Origin of the sequence: Plantactinospora sp. WMMB782 (assembly GCF_049179135.1) — a bacterium.
Lineage (GTDB): Bacteria > Actinomycetota > Actinomycetes > Mycobacteriales > Micromonosporaceae > Plantactinospora.
This window is the reverse complement of the sequence record NZ_JBMHMC010000007.1, coordinates 2,342,898-2,361,148: the sequence shown is the minus strand read 5'-3', so window position 1 is coordinate 2,361,148 and position 18,251 is coordinate 2,342,898. Positions and strand designations below refer to the sequence as shown.

14 protein-coding genes and 1 pseudogene are annotated in these 18,251 nt (G+C 72.9%); 9 read left to right on the top strand and 6 right to left on the bottom strand.

Annotated features, from left to right (window positions below; translation table 11 throughout):
- The first annotated feature begins 17 nt into the window (after positions 1-17).
- Entirely contained in the window at positions 18-1,034 is a 1,017-nt protein-coding gene (locus ACN28A_RS12815) for a class II aldolase/adducin family protein (RefSeq protein WP_421395272.1), read from the top strand.
- 82 nt (positions 1,035-1,116) lie between these two features.
- Here the strand turns inward: ACN28A_RS12815 and ACN28A_RS12810 are convergent, their stop codons facing one another.
- The 3 genes from ACN28A_RS12810 to ACN28A_RS12800 all read right to left on the bottom strand — a co-directional run bounded on the left by ACN28A_RS12810 (position 1,117) and on the right by ACN28A_RS12800 (position 6,470).
- Positions 1,117-1,830 (bottom strand): DedA family protein, encoded by a 714-nt coding sequence (locus ACN28A_RS12810; protein ID WP_421395271.1) that lies wholly within the window; start codon positions 1,828-1,830, stop codon positions 1,117-1,119.
- Between the two features lie 306 nt (positions 1,831-2,136).
- Complete coding sequence (locus ACN28A_RS12805; protein WP_421395269.1) at positions 2,137-4,860, bottom strand: polynucleotide kinase-phosphatase; 2,724 nt, start codon at positions 4,858-4,860, stop codon at positions 2,137-2,139.
- Positions 4,857-6,470 carry a 3' terminal RNA ribose 2'-O-methyltransferase Hen1 gene (locus ACN28A_RS12800; protein WP_421395268.1) on the bottom strand — a complete coding sequence of 538 codons (1,614 nt, stop codon included), beginning with the start codon at positions 6,468-6,470 and terminating at the stop codon, positions 4,857-4,859. Before ACN28A_RS12800 ends, ACN28A_RS12805 begins: the two co-directional genes overlap by 4 nt.
- Positions 6,471-6,628: 158 nt before the next feature.
- Here ACN28A_RS12800 and ACN28A_RS12795 point away from each other — a divergent pair, with 158 nt between their 5' ends.
- From ACN28A_RS12795 to ACN28A_RS12785, 3 genes are all read left to right on the top strand, one after another.
- The gene (locus tag ACN28A_RS12795; RefSeq protein ID WP_421404343.1) at positions 6,629-7,117 is read left to right on the top strand and encodes a SigE family RNA polymerase sigma factor; all 489 of its coding nucleotides are present in this window, start codon (positions 6,629-6,631) and stop codon (positions 7,115-7,117) included.
- Positions 7,118-8,212, top strand: a complete 1,095-nt coding sequence (locus tag ACN28A_RS12790) for an LCP family protein (RefSeq protein WP_421395267.1) — start codon at positions 7,118-7,120, stop codon at positions 8,210-8,212.
- A gap of 222 nt (positions 8,213-8,434) precedes the next feature.
- A complete protein-coding gene (locus ACN28A_RS12785) occupies positions 8,435-10,255 on the top strand; it encodes a glycosyltransferase (RefSeq protein ID WP_421404341.1) in 1,821 nt (606 codons plus the stop codon).
- Here the strand turns inward: ACN28A_RS12785 and ACN28A_RS12780 are convergent.
- A complete protein-coding gene (locus tag ACN28A_RS12780; RefSeq protein ID WP_421395266.1) occupies positions 10,246-10,461 on the bottom strand; it encodes a hypothetical protein in 216 nt (71 codons plus the stop codon). The genes ACN28A_RS12785 and ACN28A_RS12780 overlap by 10 nt on opposite strands.
- 136 nt (positions 10,462-10,597) lie before the next feature.
- Here ACN28A_RS12780 and ACN28A_RS12775 point away from each other — a divergent pair, with 136 nt between their 5' ends.
- The gene (locus tag ACN28A_RS12775; protein ID WP_421395265.1) at positions 10,598-10,978 is read left to right on the top strand and encodes a phage holin family protein; all 381 of its coding nucleotides are present in this window, start codon (positions 10,598-10,600) and stop codon (positions 10,976-10,978) included.
- A 223-nt stretch (positions 10,979-11,201) separates the two neighbouring features.
- The gene (fbaA, locus tag ACN28A_RS12770) at positions 11,202-12,230 is read left to right on the top strand and encodes a class II fructose-bisphosphate aldolase (protein ID WP_278064992.1); all 1,029 of its coding nucleotides are present in this window, start codon (positions 11,202-11,204) and stop codon (positions 12,228-12,230) included.
- A gap of 114 nt (positions 12,231-12,344) precedes the next feature.
- Here the strand turns inward: fbaA and ACN28A_RS12765 are convergent, their stop codons facing one another.
- The gene (locus ACN28A_RS12765; RefSeq protein WP_421395263.1) at positions 12,345-13,718 is read right to left on the bottom strand and encodes an LOG family protein; all 1,374 of its coding nucleotides are present in this window, start codon (positions 13,716-13,718) and stop codon (positions 12,345-12,347) included.
- Between the two features lie 289 nt (positions 13,719-14,007).
- Here ACN28A_RS12765 and ACN28A_RS12760 point away from each other — a divergent pair, with 289 nt between their 5' ends.
- From ACN28A_RS12760 to deoC, 3 genes are all read left to right on the top strand, one after another.
- Positions 14,008-14,436, top strand: coding sequence for a DUF3151 domain-containing protein (locus ACN28A_RS12760; protein WP_421395261.1), 429 nt, complete (start codon positions 14,008-14,010; stop codon positions 14,434-14,436).
- A 209-nt stretch (positions 14,437-14,645) separates the two neighbouring features.
- Positions 14,646-15,356 (top strand): GntR family transcriptional regulator, encoded by a 711-nt coding sequence (locus ACN28A_RS12755; protein ID WP_421395259.1) that lies wholly within the window; start codon positions 14,646-14,648, stop codon positions 15,354-15,356.
- Positions 15,357-15,395: 39 nt separating this feature from the next.
- Positions 15,396-16,082, top strand: coding sequence for a deoxyribose-phosphate aldolase (gene deoC / locus ACN28A_RS12750; RefSeq protein WP_421395258.1), 687 nt, complete (start codon positions 15,396-15,398; stop codon positions 16,080-16,082).
- A gap of 51 nt (positions 16,083-16,133) precedes the next feature.
- Here deoC and ACN28A_RS12745 read toward each other — a convergent pair.
- Positions 16,134-18,127, bottom strand: a pseudogene (locus ACN28A_RS12745) (chromosome partitioning protein).
- Positions 18,128-18,251: the final 124 nt, after the last annotated feature.

Genomic DNA, 18,251 nt, shown 5'->3' with positions numbered 1-18,251 from the left:
TGCGGCGGGCTCCAGGCGTGAACTATCTCCGCGGAGACCTGCGGGATCAGCTCGCGTACGTCGGACGGGACGTCGTCCGGACCGGTCTGGTGGTCGGTTCCGGCGGCAACCTGTCCGCCCGGATGCCCGACGGCGATTCCTGCTGGGTGACCGCTGGCGGCACCTGGCTGGACCGGCTTGACCTTACGTCCTTCGTCCGGGTGCGGATATCGGACGGGTCGGTGCTGGCGGACCACCCCGAGCGGCCGGACGAGTCGCTCCGCTCCGGGGCGCCGCCCGCAGACGCCGGCCCGGCACAGCCGAGCCGGCCGACCGGGCAGGCCGGACCGGGCGATGGCACCCCGGGCGGTATGACGCTGCCCGCGCAACGATCCCCGGACGGCGCTGACCTCCGCGCGCCGGCCACCGGTGCGCCGGCCGTAGACGCCCCGGCGGTGGATGTTCCGGCCGATGGCACTGCCGTCGGTGACGCCGCTGTCATCGACACCTCGGCCGTCAACGCCCCGGTTGTCGACGCCGCTGTCGTTGGCACCGGAGCCGTCGACGCCGCTGTCGACGCGACCGGAGCCGTTGGCGCCGGTGGTGTCGACGCGCGGAAGATCCTGCCGACCAGCGAGTTGGAGCTGCACCTCGCCACCTACCGGGTCCGGCCGGACGTCAACGCGATCGTGCACCTGCACCCGCAGGCCACGCTGCTGCTCGACGCGCTCGGCGAGCGGATCCGACTGGTCACCACCGACCACGGCTTCTACCTGCGCCGGGTTGCCCGGGTGCCGTTCCGGATGCCCGGCAGCACCGAACTGGCCGAGTTGGCCGCCGAGGCGACCCGGGACGGCAGCAACTGCCTGGTGCTGAGCCGGCACGGCTGCTCGGTGCTGGCCGACAGCGTGGAGCTGGCGCACAAGCGGGCCGCCAACCTCGAGGAGGCGGCCCGGCTCACCTACCAGGCGCTCGTCGCCGGGCGGCAGTCCGGGTTGCCGGAGCTGCCCGCCGAGTTCCTGGCCCGGATCGAGGGCGGCGCGACCAGCGTGTGACCGGCCGCGCCGCTGCCCTGGGTGTGACCGGCCGCGCCGCTGCCTCTCCGGGCTGCGTGTCTGCGGCAGGGCGTCCAGTCTGTCAGTAGCCCTGGCGGTGCTGCTGGGCCTCCTGGGCGGCGTGCTCGAGCTCGGCCCGCTCGGCCGGGGTGGTGCCGCGCTTGGCGGCGAGCCGGGCCCGGAGCAGCTCGATGACGATCGGGATCACCGAGACGAAGACGATGCCGATCAGGATCATCTCGATGTTCGCCTTGACGAACGGGATCTGGCCGAGGAAGTAGCCGAGGACGGTGACCCCGGTGCCCCAGAGGATGCCGCCGATCACGTTGTAGATCACGAAGGTGCGGTAGCGCATCCCGCTGACCCCGGCGACGATCGGGGTGAAGGTGCGGACGATCGGCACGAACCGGGCCAGCACCACCGATCGGGCGCCGTACTTCTCGAAGAAGTCGTGCGCCTTCAGCAGGTTCTCCTGCTTGAACAGCCGTGAGTTGGGGCGGCGGAACAGCGCCGGACCGACCTTCTTGCCGAACGCGTACCCGACCTGGTCACCGGCGATCGCGGCAATCGTGATCAGCAGGCAGACCAGCCACAGCGGGTAGGTGATGTACTGGCCGTCGGCGGTCAGCAGACCGGCCGTGAACAGCAGCGAGTCGCCGGGCAGGAAGAAGCCGATCAGCAGCCCGGACTCGGCGAAGACGATGGCCAGGATGCCGAGCAGCCCGAAAGTCGAGATCAACCACTCCGGATCCAGCCAATCCGGACCCAGGGCCAGCGTGGTGGTGGGCGTCGGCACGAGGAGACCTCCGGAACTCTCGGCATGGCGCGGTGAGGGGGTCCGCCAGCGGCGGCGGCTGCCATGGCACGGTGGCGGGCACCACAGCAGTCTAGGCGGACGTTCCCGGCAGCCGCCGCGCGATGCCGGCCCCGGACGTGCCGGGACCGGACCGGAGGGCCCTTTTCCGGCACGCCTGCCCTGCTCCGGCAGCTCGGGCGGCCAGCCAAGCGACCGCTGCCGGCCAGCAGCCGCGACCGCTGCCGGCTGGCAGGGCACGCCGCCCGGCCGGCAGCGGTCGCGTACCTGGAGGCGGGGATCGGGTACCTAAAGACGGGGATCGACCGGTTCGGACTCGCAGGCGAGGATCGCGAAGACCAGTTCGTGCCGTCGCCACAGCGGGGCGCCCTCGGCGAGCCGGTCCAGCGCCGCCAGGCCGAGCCCGTGCTCGCGCAGGGCCAGCCCCCGCTTACGCCCCAACGACCGGTGCCGGAGAACGGCCAGCTGGTCCGGTTCGGCGTACTCCGGGCCGTAGATGATCCGCAGGTAGTCGCGGCCACGACACTTCAGCCCCGGCTGGAGCAGCCGGCCGTCGGCGTCCCGGGCGCCGAAGCCGGCGTACGGCTTCACCACCATCCCCTCGCCGCCGGCCCCGGTCAGCTCCAGCCACCAGTCCGTCGCCGCCGACACCGCCGTCTCGTCGGCGAGTTCCACCACCCGGCGCCGGGTCGGGGTGAACAGCTCCGGATCGGCGTCGTGCAGCCGGTCGGCCAGGCCGAGGTGCCAGCCGTGGTCCCGACCGGCGTGCGAGACGCCCGCGCTGGCGAGCACGGCGAACGGTGCCAGGGTCACCCCGGCGAGGCCGTCGGTCGGCCGCACGTAGCCCGAGTACGCCTCGGTGTACCGGTCCAGGTCGGTGCCGCGCCGGGCCATCCGGGCCCGGAGGTCGGCGACCGGCAGGTCCCGCCCGGCCGCCCGGTCCAACACGTCGAGTACGGCCGGCAGCGCGGCCCGGCCCGCCGCGCCGACCGGGGCGTACTGTTCCCGGATCAGCGAGCCGGCCTTCGCCGACCAGGGCAGCAGTTCACAGTCGAGCAGCAGCCAGTCGGTGTCGAGTTCGGCCCAGAGCCCGGCACCGCCGATGGCGGCGCGTACCCGGGCCAGCAGTTCCCGGTCCAGCGCGCCCCCGAAGAACGGCCGCCCGGTACGGGTGTAGACCACCCCGTCGCCGGGACCGAACAGCCCGGCGCCGGCCGCCGTCGTCGACCCGGCCGGCCCAGCCGGCCCAGCCGGCCGGACCGCGGTCGTCGGTCCGACCGCGGTCGTTGGCCCGACCGCGGTCGTCGGCGCGGCCTCGTCCCGGCAGACGAGGACCACCGCCCGGGAGCCCATGTGCTTCTCCTCGCAGACCACCCGGTCCACGCCGGCCCGCCGGTAGTCCTCGAACGCCTGCGCGGGGTGCTCCAGGAAGCCGTCTACGGTCGAGGTGGAGCAGGGCGCCATGGTCGGTGGCAGCCAGGGCAGCCAGCGCGGGTCGACGGCGAACCGGCTCATCACCTCCAGCGCGGCGGCGGCGTTCTCCGCCGGTACGGTCACCGTGCCGTAGCCGTAGTCGACGTGCCGACGCCCGGTGACGTCCCGCAGGTCCAGCCCGAGGTCGTCCCGCCCGGCACTGTCGGGCCGTCCCAGCCGTCCCGCCCCGAGCCGTGCCGCCCCCGGCGGCCCGGTCGGTGCCGGGTCCGAGGCTCCGGCAGCCACACCGTCCGGTACGGAACCCAGCGGCCGGGCCGGCGGGTAGTACTCCTTCGCCGCCGGCACCGAGACGAGTTCCCGGCTCGGGTAGCGCAGCGCGGTCAGACTGCCGCCGAAGACGCAGCCGGTGTCGATGCAGATGGTGTTGTTGACCCACTCCGGTGCCGGGGTCGGGGTGTGGCCGTAGACGACCGTCGCCGAACCCCGGTAGTCCCGGGCCCACGGGTAACGCACCGGCAGGCCGTACTCGTCGGTCTCGCCGGTCGTCTCGCCGAAGAGCGCGAAGGCGCGGACCCGGCCGGACGCCCGGCCCTGGTATTCGGCCTTGAGCCCGGCGTGCGCGACCACCAGCCGCCCGCCGTCCAGCACGTAGTGGCTGACCAGCCGGTCGACGAAGGCAGACACCTCGACGACGAAGCCGGGGTCCTCGGCGTCGAGCTGGGCCAGCGTCTCGGCCAGGCCGTGCGACACCGTGACGTTGCGGCCGCGCAGCTTGCGCAGCAGCTTCTGCTCGTGGTTGTCGGGCACGCAGAGCGCGGTGCCGGCACCGACCATCCCCATCACCAGCCGGAGTACGCCGGGCGAGTCCGGCCCCCGGTCCACCAGGTCGCCGACGAAGATCGCGGTACGGCCCTCCGGATGGGTCGCGTTCACCGGCCGCCCGGCGGTGTCCCGGTGCAGGGTCCAGCCGAGCCGGAGCAGCAGCGCTTCCAGTTCGGCCCGGCAGCCGTGCACGTCACCGACGATGTCAAACGGTCCGGTCAGCTCCTTCCGGTCGTTGAACAGCTTCTGGTAGCGGATCTCGGCGGCCTCGACCTCCTCGACGCCGCGCAGCACGTGCACCTTGCGGAAGCCCTCCCGCTCCAGCCGCCCGATGCTGCGTCGCAGGTCCCGCTGCATCCGCCCGAGCACCTGCCGGCCGAAGGTCCGGTCCGGCCGCCGACGGGTCCGCTCCCAGCAGAGCGGTTCGGGCACGTCCAGCACGATCGCCACCGGAAGGACGTCGTGCTCCCTGGCCACGGTGACCAGCCCGGCCCGGGCGTGCTGCTGGAGATTCGTGGCGTCGACGACGGTCAGCCGGCCGGCGCGCAGCCGCTTCCCGGCGACGTGGTGCAGGACCTCGAAGGCGTCGGCCGAGGCCGACTGGTCGTTCTCGTCGTCGGCCACCATCGCCCGGAAGATGTCCGAGGAGAGCACCTGGGTCGGCGCGAAGTGCCGGCGGGCGAAGGTCGACTTGCCCGAGCCGGAGACGCCGACCAGGACCACCAGCGCCAGCTCGGGAATGTCCAGTGTGCTCATCGGTCGCCTCCTCCTCCGGATGCGGTGTTGGTCTCGGGCGCGGTGCGGGCTTCGGATGTGGTGCCGTGACCGGGCGCGGTGCGGGCTTCGGACGTGGTGCCGTGACCGGGCGCGGTGCGGCCTTCGGACGTGCTGGATGGTTGGGGCGTGCTGCGGGTGAAGAGTGCGAGTTGGGTCGGGGTGCCGACCTCGGGGTCGTCGGCACCGACCCCGCTCAGCGTGACGGTGTAGCCGTAACCGGCCGCGACCGCGCCGGCCCACCGCGCGAACTCGGCCCGGGTCCACTCGAACCGGTGGTCGGCATGCCGGAAACCACCTTCGGCCAGCCCCGGATACCGCACGTTGTACTCGACGTTCGGGGTGGTCACCACCACTGTCTCCGGCCGGGCATGCCCGAAGACCGCCGCCTCCAGCGCCGGCAGGCGCGGCGGGTCGAGATGCTCGACCACCTCCATCAGCACGGCGGCGTCGTACCCGCACAGCCGGTCGTCCCGGTAGGTGAGCGCGGATTGCCACAGCTTGATCCGCTCGCGCTGCCGGGCCGGCAGCCGGTCCAACCGGAGGCGCCGCTCCGCGAGCGCCAGGCTCCGGGGCGAGACGTCGGTGCCGACGATCTCGGTGTACCGGCGGTTGCGCACCAACTCGGTCAGCAGCGCCCCGCCGCCGCAGCCGAGGTCGAGCACCCGGGTGGCGCCGGTGGCATCCAGCGCGGCGAGTACGGCGGCCCGGCGCAGCGCCGCGAGCGGCTGCCGGTCGACCGTGACCGGCAGTCCGGCGTCCTCGTCCGCCACCCGGTCCGGACCCTCCACGACGGAGTCCAGGTCGGCTGCCGGCTCGTCGGCGAGCCGCAGCTCGGCGAGACGGGCCAGGGCGACACCGGCCAGGGCCCGCCGGTGTGCCAGGTAGCGGCGGGTGATCAGGCCCCGTTCCGGGTGGTCGGCCAACCAGCCGGCGCCGGCCCGGAGCAGCTTGTCGATCTCGTCCGGTGCCACCCAGTAGTGCTTGGCGTCGTCGAGTACCGGCAGCAGGACGTAGAGGTGGTTGAGGGCGTCGGCGAGTCGTACCGTGCCGGTCAGGGTGAGGTCGACGTAGCGGCTGTCGCCCCAGTCGGGACGGCCGGGGTCCAGCGGGATCGGGGTGGCGGCCACCGTCCAGCCCAGTGGGGCGAAGAGCTTCCCGGCCAGTTCGACGCCGCCCCGGCAGCGCAGCGCGGGCACCCGCAGCTCCAGCGGGATCGGGGTGGCGGCCAGCTCCGGCCGCTCCCTCGAGTTGCCGCGCAGCGCAGACCGGAACACTGTGGACAGTGCCGAGGAGAGTAGGCTGGAGGCGGCGTACCCCCGGTCGTTGACGTACTGGCCGAGGGTGAAGCCGTCCGGCGTCGGGTTGCCGCCCCGGCCGGACCTTCCCCGCCGGGACCGTGCGCCGGCCAGCGCCAGCGGGTCGATGTCGAGGAGCAGGGCGGCGGTGCAGCGTTCGGTGCCGGCCTCCGGATACACCACGTACGCCGTACCGGTGGGTATCCCGAAGGTGTGCACCCGGTCGGGATGCTTCACGAGCAGGTAACCCAGGTCGGTGGCCGGCTGGTGGGTGGTGGTCACGGTGATCAACACGTCGACAATGCTGACAGCTCGGCGACGATCGGTCGCCCCCATTACCACCACCGCGGCTGTCCCGTGCGCGAGGGTCCGGCCGATCGGCCGAGTTCCAAGTCAGGGCAATCTTCCCGTCCCGCGCATCCGTCTATAGGGAGGAGAGGCCGGAGGTGCCCGTGACGTACGAGGAGTTCGCCGACTCCAGACTCACCGCGCTGCTGCGCTACGCGGTGATGCTGACCGGCGATCCCCATCTCGCCCAGGATCTCGTGCAGGAGACGATGGTGCGGGTCCAGCTCAACTGGCGGCGGGTGAACCGGGCCGACGCGCCGGAACGGTACGTACGCCGGATGCTGACGAACCAGTACCTCGACTGGCAGCGCGGCTCCTGGGTACGCCGGGTGCTGCTGCGCGCCGAGCCCGACGAGACGATGACGACGACGGCGGTACGCGCCGACCACGCCGAGACCACAGTGGAGCGGGACCAGGTGTGGAACTGGCTGTCCCGGCTGCCCCGCCGGCAGCGCGCCGCGCTCGTGCTCCGCTACTACGAGGACCTGCCGGACGCCGAGATCGCCGAGGTGCTCGGCTGCGCGGTGGGAACCGTCCGCTCGGCCATCTCGCGTGCTCTCGCCACCCTTCGTGCCGAATTCGTGGAGGCCTGAATGAGCGACGACGACATCCGGGTCGCCGAGGACGAACTGCGGGCGGCGTTCGCCCGGTACGAGGCGCTGACCCCGCAGGCCGGACCGCTGCGGGCCCTGATCGACGCCCGGGCGGTACGCCGCCGCCGTCGGCGCCGGGCCGCCCGGCTCGGCGGGATCGCCCTCGCCATGCTCGGCGTGCTGGCGGTGCCGACGCTCGGGCGGACCGTCGCGGAGCGGCCGGTGGCGGAGGTCGCCGCGACACCTGTGGCGTCCAGACCGACCGGCCCGGCCGAGCCGCTGGACTTCCTCGTCCTCGGCGTCGACGGCGGCGACGGCCGGCGTAACGGACACCGCGCGGACACCGTGCTGATGGTGCACGTGCCGGCGGACCGGAGCCGGCTGTACCTGGTCTCGCTCCCCCGGGACCTCGGCGTCGAGGTGCCCGGGCACGGTTTCGGGAAGCTGAGCGGCGCCTTCTACCTCGGCAGCCACCGCCCCGGCGGCCGGCCCGACCTGGCGGCCGGGACCGCGCTGACCGAGCGGACCGTGACCGCGCTGAGCGGGGTACGGTTCGACGCGACCGCCACCCTGACCTACGCCGGGCTGCGCCAGCTCACCGACGCGGTCGGCGGGGTACGGGTCTGCCTGCCGAGGCAGGTGGACTCGGTCCACACCGGGCGCGTATTCCCGGCCGGCTGCCAACGGCTCGACGGGGTCGCGGCCCAGGACCTGCTCCGCCAGCGGTACCGGCTGGAGCAGGGGGCGCACGACCGGGACCGCAACGGTCAGCGGTTCGCCGAGGCGCTGCTGCACCAGGTCACCGACCCGGCCGGCGGACTCGACCCGATCCGGGTGGCCCAGATCGCGCACGCGCTCGGCGGGCACCTGACCCTGGACCTGGCCGGGATGAGCGCCCCCGACCTGTTCGGCACGCTGCGTACGGTGGCCGCGGCGGACGCGGTGGGTATCGGCTGGACGTACCACCCGGACCGGGGGCCGGTGCGTGCGGTGGAGAGCCTGGACCCGGCCGAGGGCCACAGCCTGTTCGAGGCGTTCCGCCGGGACACCCTGGCCGAGTGGATCACGGAACATCCGGACCGGGTCACCCGCTGAATCCGGTCGGACCTGCCTCCTGCGTCTCCGGCCGGACCGGTTCCCCGCGTCCGGTGTTCACCTTTGCGTCATGCCGTTTTCGCCCTGGTCAGCGGGGTCGGGCCGTACACTCGCCGGCCGGGGCTCGTCGCGGTGTGCGTGGGACCGCAGTGCGTGGGACGGAGACGAACGATGACGACCGACGACACCGGAACGGGTCGTGCCGGGTCCGGCCGGATCGTCATGCTTGTCGACAACGGTGTCGACGGCGACTCCCGGGTGCAGAAGCAGGCCCGGTCGGCGGCGGACGCCGGCTGGGAGGTGATCCTGCTCGGCCGCTCGCCGAGCGGGGAGCCGCGGAACTGGCGGCTCGGCGGGGCGCGGGTCCGGCTGCTGCCGATGCCGGAGCCGCTGTTCCGGCGGCGCCACCAGTACCGGCGGGCCTGGCTGCGCTGGCCGCTCGGCTATCCGCCGAACGGGATCGCCGACTACCGGGCCCAGCAGGTCGCCGCCTGGCGGGCGGACCTGCGGTTCCGGGAGGCCCAGCTCGTACTTGCGGTCCGGGCCGGCCGGCGTGACCGGGCGGCGGAACTCCTGCTCCGACTCCGGCTGCTGCTGGCCGAGGTGGCCGACCGCTGGGTCTGGGTCCGGACGAAGATGCACAACCGGGGCCGCTACGGCCGCCTTTACCGCAATCCGTGGGACCGTGCGTACACGCTCTTCTGGCAGTTGACCATGGGTGACGGGGCGTGGCGGCGGCTGGAACCGGGGCTGTGGGACTACGAACTGGCGTACGGGCCGGTGCTGGACGAACTGGCGCCGGACCTGATCCACGCCAACGACTTCCGGATGCTCGGAGTGGGTGCCCGAGCCAAGATCAGGGCAGCCGCCGCCGGCCGGTCGGTCAAGCTCGTCTGGGACGCCCACGAGTTCCTGCCGGGCATCCGGCCGTGGCAGCGGCACGTCCGCTGGCTGCCGGCGATGCGGGCGCACGAGCGCGAGTACGCGCCGTACGCCGACGCCGTGGTCACCGTCTCCGACGCGCTCGCCGACCTGCTCCGCGCCGAGCACCAGCTGGCCGAGCAGCCGGCGGTGGTGCTGAACGCCCCGGCTGTCGAGCACGCCCCGGCTGTCGAGCGCGGCCAGGCTGTCGGCCGCGATCTCGCCGTCGAGCACCGTCCGGCCGGCGAGCGCGATCTCGCCGTCGAGTACGGCCCGACCGGCGGCCGGGTGCCGGGTTCGGTGCCGGACCTGCGGCAGCGCTGCGGCATCGGGCGCGACGTGCCGCTGGTCGTCTACAGCGGCAGTGCCGCCGAACAGCGCGGCCTGCGGACCATGGTCGACGCACTGCCCGACCTGCCCGGGGTGCACACCGCGCTGGTGGTGAACCCCGACCTTGAGTACGTGCGCAAGCTCGTCGCGCACGCCGGTCGGATCGGGGTGGCCGACCGGCTGCACGTGCTGCCGTACGTCGCGCACTGGCAGGTGGTGCCGTTCCTGGCCGGCGCGGACGTCGGGGCGATCCCGATCCACCACTGGCCCAACCACGAGATCGCGCTGATCACCAAGTTCTTCGAGTACGCGCACGCCCGGCTGCCGCTGGTGGTCAGCGACGTCAGGACGATGGCCGGTACCGTCCGGGAGACCGGTCTGGGCGAGGTTTTCCGGGCCCGGGACGTGACCGACTACGCCCGGGCGGTCCGGGCGGTCCTCGCGGACCGGGCACGCTACCGGGCCGGTTACGACCGGCCGGGGCTGCTGGAGGGCTGGACCTGGGCGGCCCAGGCCGAGATCCTCACCGGGCTCTACCACCGACTGCTCTCCGGCGGCCACCCACCGGCCGGCGCCACCGACGCAGCGGAGACGGCTGGCGCCACCGATGCACCGGCGCCGGACGGCAGCACCGACGAAGCAGCGCCGGACGGCAGCACCGACGAAGCAGCGCCGGACGGCACCACCGACGAAGCGGCGCCGGTGACGGGTGTCCGGCGGCAGGCGCCAGCGGGCCCGGACGGGGCCCCGGGGGGTACGCCGGAACTACCGGTGCCGGCCGCTCAGCGGTAGTCGTCGTCCTCGGTGCCGACGACCCGGGCCTGCTCCATCGCGTCCCACTCGTCGACCTCCAGGCCGCGTTGGACGGTCGACTGCTCGTCGGCGTTCGGGTTGGCGACCGTGGCCTGCTCGACGGCGTCCTCGGCCGGCGCCTCCGGGTCGCGCTCCTCGGGGCTGAGGTGGTCGCCGGGAGCGAAGTCCTCGTCGGGCTGGCCCATGTCCTACTCCTGCCGGTCGCTGCCTCTGTTGCCCACCGTACGGGTCGATCCGGTGGCGCGTACCCGGAGCACCCTGCCCGGTGCCGGACCGGGCTAAACCGCCCGCCCGGCCCGGGGCGCGTGCCACGATGGGACGGTGGGCTTCCTGATCAGGCTGGTGATCGGCGCTTTGGCGCTGTGGATCACCAGCCTCGTGGTGCCCGGCATCGAGTTGACCGGGCGCTCCGCACTGGACAACGCGCTGACCGTACTCGTGGTGGCGCTGATCTTCGGCGTGGTCAACGCGGTGCTCAAGCCGGTGATCCGGGTCGTCGGCTGCGTCTTCTACGTGCTCACGCTGGGGCTGTTCGCGCTCGTGGTGAACGCGCTGCTCTTCCTGCTCACCGACTGGATCGCCCAGGTGTTCGACCTGCCGTTCTCCATCGACGGCTTCTGGCCGGCCTTCTTCGGCGCGATCGTGATGGCGGTGGTGACCTGGTTGCTCGGTGTCGTCTGGCCGGGCCGGTCCGAACGCTGAGCCGGGGCCGGGTGGTTGAAGTGGCGGGATCGGGCTACGGGATACTTCGGGGCGGAGGACAGCGCGGTCCGGGCGCATTCATCGACTCTTTTCCCACCTGAACCGCGCAATGCCCGCGCATCGACCCTCACCGGCGGACCACGGGCCCGCGAGGGGAGGTGGGAAGAGGTTCATCCAGACAGCGGCCGAGCAGGCCGAGAGTGGTTAGTAAGGAGCGTTTCACATGCCCATCGCTTCCCCCGAGGTCTACGCCGAGATGCTGGACCGGGCCAAGGCGGGCCGGTATGCGTACCCGGCGATCAACGTGACGTCCTCGCAGACCCTGAACGCGGCGCTGCGCGGCTTCGCCGACGCGGAGAGCGACGGCATCATCCAGGTCTCCACCGGTGGCGCCGAGTACCTTTCCGGCCCGACGGTCAAGGACATGGTGACCGGTGCGGTGGCCTTCGCCGCGTACGCCCGCGAGGTGGCCAGGAACTACCCGGTCAACATCGCGCTGCACACCGACCACTGCCCGAAGGACAAGCTCGACAAGTTCGTCCGCCCGCTGATGGCCATCTCCAAGGAGCGGGTGGCGCGCGGCGAGGAGCCGCTGTTCCAGTCGCACATGTGGGACGGTTCCGCCGTGCCGGTGGCGGAGAACCTGGAGATCGCGTCGCAGTTGCTCGACGAGGCGGCGGCCGGGCACATCGTGCTGGAGATCGAGGTCGGCGTGGTCGGCGGCGAGGAGGACGGCGTCGAGAACGCGATCAACGAGAAGCTCTACACCACTGTCGAGGACGGCATCGCCATGGTCGACGCGCTCGGCCTGGGCGAGAAGGGCCGCTACATGGCGGCGCTCACCTTCGGCAACGTGCACGGCGTCTACAAGCCCGGCAACGTCAAGCTCCGGCCGGAGATCCTGAACGAGATCCAGCAGGCGGTCGGCGCCAAGTACAACAAGGGTGACAAGCCGCTCAGCCTGGTCTTCCACGGCGGCTCCGGCTCTCTGCTGGAGGAGATCCGCGAGGCGCTCGACTACGGCGTGGTGAAGATGAACATCGACACCGACACGCAGTACACCTTCACCCGGCCGGTCGCGGACCACATGTTCCGCAACTACGACGGAGTGCTGAAGGTCGACGGCGAGGTCGGCAACAAGAAGATGTACGACCCGCGTGTCTGGGGCAAGGCGGCCGAGGCGGGCATGGCGCAGCGGGTCGTCGAGGCGTGCGAGCACCTGCGCTCGACCGGTACGACGCTGGCCAAGTAACCCCGGCGGTCCGCACTCGTACCCGACACTCCGGCGGCGGGTGCGCGGCGGTACGGCTGGTCCGCCAGCCGTACCGCCGCACCCGCTCCGGTGCGCCCCCGGCTGGGCCGGTCCTCAGGCGGTGGGCGGCGGTTCGGGTGGTCCGGCGGTGAGCAGCTGGACGGCCTCGCGCACGTCGTCGGTGACGTACACCGAGCGGTCCAGGTCGTTGCCGGCCAGCGCCAGCAGCGGGCGCAGCAGCGCCTCGATCGGCAGGGTCTGGGTCCAGAACGCGCTGTCCAGGAAGACGTACGGCCCGCTGTCGCCGTCGGTCCCGTAGAACGTCTTGGTGGCCGCCTGGAACACCTCCTGCACGGTGCCGGCCCGACCGGCGGCGAAGACGATCCCGCCCCGGGCCAGCCGGAGGATGGTGTCCTCCCGGATCGCGTTGGAGAAGTACTTGGCGATCCGGCCGGCGAAGAGGTTCGCCGGCTCGTGCCCGTAGAGCCAGGTGGGGATGGCCAGCCCGCCACGCCGGGCCCACCCGTGCGGGTCGGCATCCCGGTGTCCGTTGGCACCGCCGTTGCCGGCCCCGCCGCCGGCCCCGTCACCGCCACCGCCACCGCCACCGTCACCGCCGCTGCCGCTGCCGCTGCCGCTGCCGTTGCCACCGCCGCTGCCGTTGGCGGTGCTGGGGTCGTCGGGGGTGCGGGGCCCCGGTATCGACGGCGCGAACCGGGCCCGCACCTGGAGCGCCGCCGCCGTGTACGGGTCGTGGTCGGTGAAGTCCGGCGCGGTGGCCAGCAGGTCGATCGCGGCACCGAGTTCGGGCGCCGACCGCTCCGACAGGTAGGCGCCGAGGTTCGCCGCCTCCATCACCCCCGGCCCGCCGCCGGTGACCACCAGCCGGCCGGCCCGGGCGAGTTCCCAGCCCAGCGTCGCGGCCAACCGGTACGCCGACGAGCCGCGCGGCACCGCGTGCCCGCCCATCACCCCGACCACCGAGGCCGGACCGTGCCGGGCCAGCCAGGAGCGGGTGGCGTCGGCGAGCGCGTTGTCGACGGCGTGGTCGTGCAGTCGCTGGGTCAGCGCCTCCCGCAACTCCGGCAGGGCACCGCCGTGCTGGCGGAAGTGCTGGTAGACGACGGTGTCGTACATCCCGGCGAAGCCGTGCCGGTCGAACCCGGCAGCCAGCTCGTCGGCGGTGTAGAGCCGGGACGGATGCGTCGAGTACGGCAGCGCCGGGAAGTCGGGTACCACCGTCGCGCCGCGCCGGACCAGCTCCGCCTCCACCTCGCGGGAGGCGAACCGGCACCCGGCGAAGAGGGTGCCGGTCAGGTCGACCCCGCTCAGCTCCGGCACCGGGTCGAGATCCAGCCGGAGCCCCTGCACGGTCAGCCCGGCGAGGCTGCCGGTACGGAGGTGAAGATCCAGTTCCGCGCGTGACTCGATCTCGTCGTGGGTGTCGTCGTGCGGTTCGAGCACGTCGGCGGGGGGTGGGGTGGGCACCCTGCCATCTTGCCCCGGCCGGGCAACCCGGCAACCTCGTGCCGGCCGGCAGCGGCACCCGTGCGGCGTTCGCCGGCCGGCGTGGGGTGGCGAGAAACGGCGGGAGCCCGGCGGCACGAGGCCGCCGGGCTCCCTGTTACCGGGTCCTGGGGAGGCTCCGGATCTTCATTTGTAGTCCAGTGCCTTCCGGACCGCACCGGCCGCACGCGTGACAGATCCTCAGCCGTTCGGCCAGCCGACGTGACACCCCGGCTCGCCGGAGCCGGTGCCGGGCAGGTTGAATGGGCGGATGCAGAACCTCTTGCCCGAGCCGCCGGCCACCCTCCTGCCCGGAGACGACGCGGCCGAGGCTGCCCTCGGCGCCGCGCGGGCGACGGACACCGACGAGGCGTACGCCTCGGTCGCGGCACAGCACCCGACGTTCAGCGCGGCCTGGGCTGCCCTGGGCGCGCGGGCGCTCGGCTCCGGCCAGGTCGTCGCCGCCTACGCGTACGCGCGCACCGGCTACCACCGGGGGCTGGACCAGCTCCGCCGCAGCGGCTGGAAGGGACACGGTCCGGTGCCGTGGAACCACGAGCCGAACCGGGGTTTCCTGCGCTGCCTGCACGTGCTGTCCCGGGCGGCCGGCGAGATCGGCGAGTCCGACGAGGCAGCCCGCTGCGCCCAGTTCCTCCGCGACTGCGACCCGGCGGCCGGCGACGCCCTCTCCGGCAGCTGAACCGGCGCTCCCTGTCTTCGTGCCGGCCGCACCCACCTGGGTGCGGCCGGCACGGCTGGAGCTCTCGGCAGTCTCGTCCCAGTCCGTAGGGGTGATCCGGACCTCGGGGGTCCTTGCGGTGAGCTGTTGGCCCGGTTGACCCGCTGGTCACCGGTTGATCACGGCTCCGCCGACTCAGAGCTACCTGTATATACAGCTATACTTGATTCGTGTCCGAACCCACGATGCCGCGCTACCGGGTCATTGAGCAGGCTCTACGCCAGCGCCTTCGTGACCTGCCGCCGCACACACCCTTGGCGTCGGAGTCCCAGCTGTCCTCCGAGTTCGGGGTCAGCCGGATGACAGCACGGGGGGCAGTGACCAGACTCGTCAACGCTGGGCTGGTCTACCGCGAATCCGGCCGTGGCACGTTCGTGGCGCCGCCGCCGTCGAACCGCCGCGCAGACAGCCTCGTGCGCTTCACGGAGCAGATGCGCCGTGAGGGTCGGGCGGCGACGTCACGGCTGATCGCCAGTGGGGCGCGGGGGGCCACAGCCGCCGAGAATACCGAGTTGCGACCCGGCAAGAACGGGGTGATCGAAGTCCGGCGAGTGCGGCTCGCTGACGGGATGCCGATCGCGGTGGAGATCGCCGTCTTCAGCGCCGCGCTCTCCGCCCTGTTGGACGCTGACCTCACGGCATCGATGCACACGGCACTGCTGAATCTGGGCCGCGTTCCGTCCAGCGGTCGCGCCACCGTCACCGCCGAATGCGCAACGGCCGAGGATGTGGACCTACTCGGCATCCCGGTCGGGTCGGCGGTGCTCGTCGAGAGGCGCCTGATCGGGGACCAGCACGGACATCCGCTGGAACGCACCGAGAGCCGGTACGCCGGCGACCGGTACGGGCTGGACGTCCGCTTCGCGGTCGACCACTCCTGACACGCCATCCAGCAACCCGACCCGTCGAAAGGGATCACCATGCACACTGTCGTCGAAGTCGCCAAGATGATCGACCATTCGCTGCTGAAACCGCAGCTCACCGATGTCGACATCGAGGCCGGCTGCGCCCTCGCCGCCCACTACCGCGTCGTTTCCGTGTGCGTCCGGCCGTGCGACGTCCGATTCGCCGTACAGTTGCTGAATGGTACGGAAGTACTGGTGGGCACCGTCGCGGGCTTCCCACACGGCGACGCGACGACGCCGGTGAAGGCGGCCGAGACACGGTTGGCGATCGAGCAGGGCGCGGCCGAAATCGACATGGTACTGAACATCGGACGGCTGCGGTCCGGAGATCTGGCGTACGTCGAGGAGGACATCCGAGCGGTCGTCACAGCTGCGGCCGGCGTCCCGGTCAAGGTGATCCTGGAGAACGCTCACCTCACCGACGAAGAGAAGGTCGCCGGATGCCAGGCGGCCGAACGCGCAGGGGCCGCCTTCGTGAAGACCTCCACGGGCTTCGCGGGCGGTGGGGCCACGATGGACGACCTGCGCCTCATGCGCGCATCGGTCTCGGCGGCAGTCCAGGTCAAGGCGGCCGGCGGGGTGCGCACACTGGACGTGCTGCTTGCGATGGCTGACCTGGGCGTGACCCGATTCGGCACCACCGCGACCGCCACGATCCTCGACGACCTGGATCGTCGCCTGCGACACGCCCCGCTCCCATAGACCACAGCGCGGTGATGCCGGGACGATGACGGGATCGCGCCGCTGGGTCGGTCAGAGTCCCTCGGCCACGGCCGCGGCGATCTTCAGCCAGGCGTCCCGGGTCGCCGACGAGAGCTGGGCGTACCGGATCGGTTCGCCGGTGTCGATCAACCGCTCGTACGGGGCCAGCAGCACCGTCCTGGTCCGGGCGGCGAAGTGCCGCTGGATCGCAGGCAGGTCGATCTCCTTGCGCGACGGTGGCATGGAGACCACCGTCACCGCCTGCCGGACGAGCCGCTGCCGACCGCTCTGCTCCAGGTGGTCGAGCATCCGGGCGGCTGTCTCGGCGGAGTCGTTCCTGGCCGACATCGTCACCACGAGCTGGTCGGTGGCGTCGATCGCCGCCTGCCAGTTCTGCGCCCGGACGTTGTTGCCGGTGTCCACGAAGATCAGCTTGTAGAACCGGCTGACCACCTCGCGGATCTCGGCGAAGGCGGCGGCGGTGAGCATCTCGCCGCCGGTCGCCGACTCGTCGGAGGCGAGTACGTCGAACATGCCCTCGCTCTGCGAGCGGACGTACTGCGACAGGTCGCCGACCCGGCCGTGCGCCCCCTTGAACTGGTAGAGGTCGCGGAGCATGTCCCGCACCGTGCGGGAGTGGAAGTCCTGCTGCGCCCGCATCCCCAGGGTGCCCTGGGTCTCGTTGTTGTCCCAGGCCAACACGTATCCGCCGCGCTTCTGCCCGAACGTCATCGCCAGCAGCAGGATCGCCACCGTCTTGCCGGCCCCGCCCTTCGGGTTGACCACGGTCACCTGGCGGAGTCCGCCGAAGTTCCGGCGGATCATCTCGATGTCCTGCTTGATCTCCTGCTCGTGCCGGCCCGGAGCGAGCTTGACCAGCCCCAGCGTGGTCTTGTTGACCGCCGCGCGTACCCCCATCTGGGCCACCGGGTCGGCGGGGCGTACCGCCCGGCGGCGGGCGAAGTCCTCGGCGGTGGGCGTACCGGAGTCCGGCGTCCAGAGCGGGTCGGGATAGGCGTTCGGCTGCGCCGGAACCCGTTGCACCCCGGCCGACTCGGCGTACGGCTGCTGCGGCACCTCGGTCACGCCCGGGTGCGGGGGGACCGGCGGCACCGGGGGAGCCGGCGGTGGAGCCCAGCCGGACTGCGGAGCGGGTGCCGGTGGCGGCGGGGGCGGGTAGCTGGGATAGCCGGGCTGACTCGGGTAGCCGGGCGGACCGGGCTGGTCCGCCGGATGCGGCGGGTACGCCGGGTAGCCCGTCGCCGGTGCTGCCGGCGGTCCGGGCTGGTGCGGCCCGGGCGGGTACGCCGAGACCGGCCGCGCCGTGGCCGAGTACTGCCCCGGGGCGATCGTGGGCGGGTACGGGCCGACCGGCGGGGTCGAGGCGCTCGCCGGATCGGCCCCGGAAGTCGCCGGACCGGGTCCGGGATCGGGAGTCGCCGAGCCGGAGCCGGAGACGGGATGCGGCGGGATCGGCGGTGCGGCCGTCGGCGGTGGCGGGATCGGTGTGGCCGGCACCGGAACCGGGGCGCCGTGCTGCGGGGCGACCGGCCGCTGCGGCGGCTGTGCCCACGGCGACTCGGCGGGCGGCCGGGCCGGGCCGTCCGGCTGGCTGCGACTGGTGGCCGGCAGCGTCGCCCGGCCCCGGGCCGGCTCGGCGGCGCGGGGCGTTTCCCGCTGCCCGGCCGCGCCGACCTCGGGCCTGGCCACGCCCGTCCCGGCGCTGCCATCCGCCTCTGCGGTGCCGCCCGCCTCGGCGGTGCCACTAGCCGCTGCGGTGCCGCCCGCGTTGTCGCTTGAGGTCGCGGTCTCGCCCTGTTCGGCGCCGGTCGAGGGCTTGGCCGCGCCCGCGGCAGACCCGACGTCGCCACCGGGGCCCCCGTCGGGCGACGCCGCCACACCGGTCGTGGTCGCCCTGTCGGTCGAGTGTCCTCCGCCGGTCGACATGCCTCCGCCGGTCGACATGCCTCCGCCGGTCGAGCCGGCTGCGCCGGTCGATGCGGTGCTTCCGGTCGAGCCGGCTGCGCCGGTCGTCGGGGCGGCACCGCTGGTCGGATGCACCCCGGCCAGCCGACCGGGACCGCCCACCGGGTCGGTACTGCCGGTCGCGCTCGTGCTGCCGGCCGGACCGGCACCGCTGGGCAGGACGGTCGGAGTCGCTCCGGTGGC